This is a genomic window from Thalassobacterium maritimum, from assembly GCF_031127805.1.
Taxonomy (GTDB): domain Bacteria; phylum Verrucomicrobiota; class Verrucomicrobiia; order Opitutales; family Coraliomargaritaceae; genus Thalassobacterium; species Thalassobacterium maritimum.
Map to the genome: position 1 here is coordinate 1 of NZ_JARXHW010000137.1, position 1451 is coordinate 1451.

Genomic DNA, 1451 nt, shown 5'->3' on the forward strand with positions numbered 1-1451 from the left:
AGCCTGGAGCGCGAAATGAGTTGATAGGTGCGTCTGGATATGCTGCCGCCCTTGGTCAGGTGGATTCCGCTCTGATCTATCGGCTTCATTCTATTATTTTAGGGTGAGGGCTCGAATGTGAACCACTCATCCAATCTCCCTAAATTCTCTTTTATTTGACGTTAGCGCAAGAGTGAAGTGATTCAAATATGATTCATTTCATCTTCTGCATATCGTCGAGGATGATCACGTAGTGAAGGCGAAGCCGTAACGGATTTGACCACCGCGTCTGGATCTACGCTCCATTCGATCAGTTAGCTTAGACTGTTCCGGTGTGTTCACTTTTATTTTCTTATTTTGTTTATCATCGACGCAACACCCGCTCCGAAGAGAGCTGAGATCAAAATTATTCCCGATAGGATGAGGAAGACCCAAGCGATCGGTGGAAAAGCGACTGTGGCGATCAATAGAACAATCAGCCATTTCAACTCAGAAAGATGTCCTTCGATTCTTTCGAGAGTCCTCATTTTGTGGTTCTCTAATCGTTCGTTCATTTTTTTTTGTAGATCGTCAAAGTGTGGCATGGAGTGAGGCACGAACGGGACTGACCACTACTACCTGGATATACCTTTTAGGGCTCGATAATTTCGATTGCTTCAGAATGCACAAGAGCTTCATCGATGAAAATCTGTAGCGCTTGAGCTGCTGTAGTTCTTTCATTCAAATGGTCGACAAGGTAGAACCCATCGGCTTCGACTCGATAGTTGTAGGTCTCTTCGCCACTCCCTCTCTTCATTGGTGAGGGGAGTTTCATCAGGACATTACGAGGGCTGTAACCGCTAGGTAGATTACATTTAATTTTATATTCTCTTCCCATTTTATTTTTCTGTATATCGTAGAGTGTGAGTGTAGATGAGCGCCAGCGAAATCTATTGTCCATCGCCATACTGGTTAGCTTTGCTTCGCTTCAGTAGGAATAAGGTCCTACTGCTCAGCAAAATTACGATGGTCGAAAGCGAGATGGTGAAAATGGATATTTGATTGATCTGTTTATTTAGAACCAATGCTTGGGTCGTCCCGACCAGTAGGAACTTATAGTTTTCTGTTTTATTTTCCTCTTTTGCGGCTTCGACGAATGACTGTGTGAATCGGTCGTCAAAGGCTACCTTCCCGTAAAACATGTTACTTGATGCAGTGAGGATGCAATAAATCGAAAAGAGGATCAAAAATATCTGAGTGATGATTTTCATTTCTTAGCTATTAAGGTAGAACTGCCCGTTACCGGGCAGTCCCCTTGCAGATCCCTGCGTGCGGTATTGATTCACTTCGTCCACCCCTGCGGGGCCGCTTAAAGCGGTCCATCTCCGCTTCGCTACGTCCCGCACAGGGCTCCTCAGTTGAGTCGCGCAGTGGTTTTAGCGTTGTGCTTAGATCAGGCATGGGGGCGATGGTTGCATTGTTTCTATTATCTT

General features: G+C 45.1%; 3 protein-coding genes. All 3 read right to left on the reverse strand.

Annotated features, from left to right (window positions below; translation table 11 throughout):
• Positions 1-610 precede the first annotated feature (610 nt).
• A complete protein-coding gene (locus QEH52_RS19610) occupies positions 611-793 on the reverse strand; it encodes a hypothetical protein (RefSeq protein ID WP_308952654.1) in 183 nt (60 codons plus the stop codon).
• Positions 794-908: 115 nt separating this feature from the next.
• The gene (locus QEH52_RS19615; protein ID WP_308952655.1) at positions 909-1229 is read right to left on the reverse strand and encodes a hypothetical protein; all 321 of its coding nucleotides are present in this window, start codon (positions 1227-1229) and stop codon (positions 909-911) included.
• A 28-nt stretch (positions 1230-1257) separates the two neighbouring features.
• A partial coding sequence (locus QEH52_RS19620) for a hypothetical protein (RefSeq protein ID WP_308952656.1) occupies positions 1258-1451 on the reverse strand: 194 nt, incomplete at its 5' end.